This window comes from Candidatus Cloacimonadota bacterium (genome assembly GCA_011372345.1).
GTDB lineage: Bacteria > Cloacimonadota > Cloacimonadia > Cloacimonadales > TCS61 > DRTC01.
Genome location: DRTC01000648.1, coordinates 1 through 1,716 on the forward strand (window position 1 = coordinate 1; position 1,716 = coordinate 1,716).

Sequence of the window (1,716 nt, forward strand, 5' to 3'; positions counted from 1 at the left end):
CCCTGGAATCCGGAAGAGATGCTGATGCGAATATGAAAGTGATCTTTCCCGGACCAACAGCAAAATCAAAAATGGATAATATTTATGTAGTCCCAAATCCTTATATTGGTCATAGTAAATTCGATGGAAGAAGGGAAAAAGACGAAAAAGGTGATAAAAGCCGCAGGATCTGGTTTGTGAATCTACCGGAGTATTGTAAGATCAAAGTATTCACTCTTGCAGGTGATCTTGTTGATGAATTTGATCATGACGGACAAGAATATCAGGATGTAATTTCTGTCAGCAAAGCTTCATATTCAGGTCTTTCCGGCAGCGGAATGGAACCTTGGGATCTTTTATCGATGAATAACCAGATCATTGCTCCCGGTGTTTACCTTTTCTCAGTTAAAGATAAAAAATCCGGTGATATAAAAGTCGGTAAGTTTGTGATTATAAAGTAATTTAAGAGGTAAAAATGAGAAAAAATATTGGAATTTTATTAGTTATGATTCTGGTTCCCATTATGCTTACTGCTGAGATATTTCCTAAAACTGGAACTGCTGGTCTGCAATTTCTCAAACTCGGTATCGATGCCCGGGCAATTGGCATGGGAGAGGCATATACAGCTGTTACAGACGATATTTCTTCAGTTTATTGGAATCCGGCAGGTTTGGCCATTAAATCACAAAACCAGTTTTTGTTTTCCCACACTGAATGGTTAGCTGGAATCAGGTATGAATATTTTGCTGCTTCCAAGATCACAGGTTTAGGAACTTTTGCCTTAAGTGCTGCCGCTCTCCACATGGGCTGGATGGATGTTATCGATGAAGATACTTTTGCTCCAACCGGTGAAAAATTTACTTGCAGCGATTTTGCAGTCGGCTTATCTTATGCCAGTTCATTTACAGATAAATTCTCTTTTGGATTTACTACCAAATATTTACGAGAAAATCTGGATGAATTTAATGTAAACGGAGTAGCTGTTGATATTGGTTCTCTCTATAATACAGGTTGGAAAAATATCACCATAGGAATGTCACTCAGGAATTTTGGTCCAAATCTTCAATTCAGACTGGATGACGATTCTGATGGAAATATCGATGAAGACCCTTTCGATCTGCTCGATAATGATGGAGATGGCTTGATCGACGAAGATAGGGAAGAACTTCCTTTCAAGGTTCCGATGAATTTTTCTTTAGGAATTTCAGGTGATCTGCTGCGAAGCGAAGGACAGGTTTTGATCGCTTCAGCGCAGTTAGATAATTGTGTTGATAGGATGGAAACTTATAATGTAGGATTTGAATATAAGCTGGGAACATTCAAGATCAGATCCGGGTATCAATTTAATTATGATGCTGCCGGATTATCTGCGGGTTTTGGATGGACTGTTCCAACCAGCTTTGCTGTGATAGATATAGATTATGCTTATACCGATATGGGTGATCTTACCGAAAGTTTTTTAAAGACTCCGCATCGGTTGTCGATTAAGTTTCTGTATTAAACAAAAAAAAACAAAAAAAGAGGAGGAAGAAAAATGAAAAAAATCATTATTCTTTTAGCAGTAACTTTATGTGTTGGGGCTTTATTCGCAGATATAATGCAACCAGCACCAACTAAGATTGCACGCGAAGATGCAATTGGTAAAATTCCTGAAAGGAACAATAGACCAGTTGTTCCTAATTATGAATTTGTGACGGATCCAACGGATCTTATCACAAACTATTATGACTATATGCC

At 38.0% G+C, this 1,716-nt stretch carries 3 protein-coding genes; all 3 read left to right on the forward strand.

Annotated elements, in window-relative coordinates:
• A partial coding sequence (locus ENL20_12425; protein ID HHE39358.1) for a hypothetical protein occupies positions 1–440 on the forward strand: 440 nt, incomplete at its 5' end.
• A gap of 14 nt (positions 441–454) precedes the next feature.
• Positions 455–1,480, forward strand: coding sequence for a PorV/PorQ family protein (locus ENL20_12430; protein HHE39359.1), 1,026 nt, complete (start codon positions 455–457; stop codon positions 1,478–1,480).
• Positions 1,481–1,513: 33 nt separating this feature from the next.
• On the forward strand, positions 1,514–1,716 hold a 203-nt coding region (locus tag ENL20_12435), incomplete at its 3' end, for a hypothetical protein (GenBank protein HHE39360.1).

Coding starts and splice junctions, on each gene's coding strand:
- ENL20_12430 (HHE39359.1), top strand. CDS start 455: ATGAGAAAAAATATTGGAATTTTATTAGTTATGATTCTGGTTCCCATT.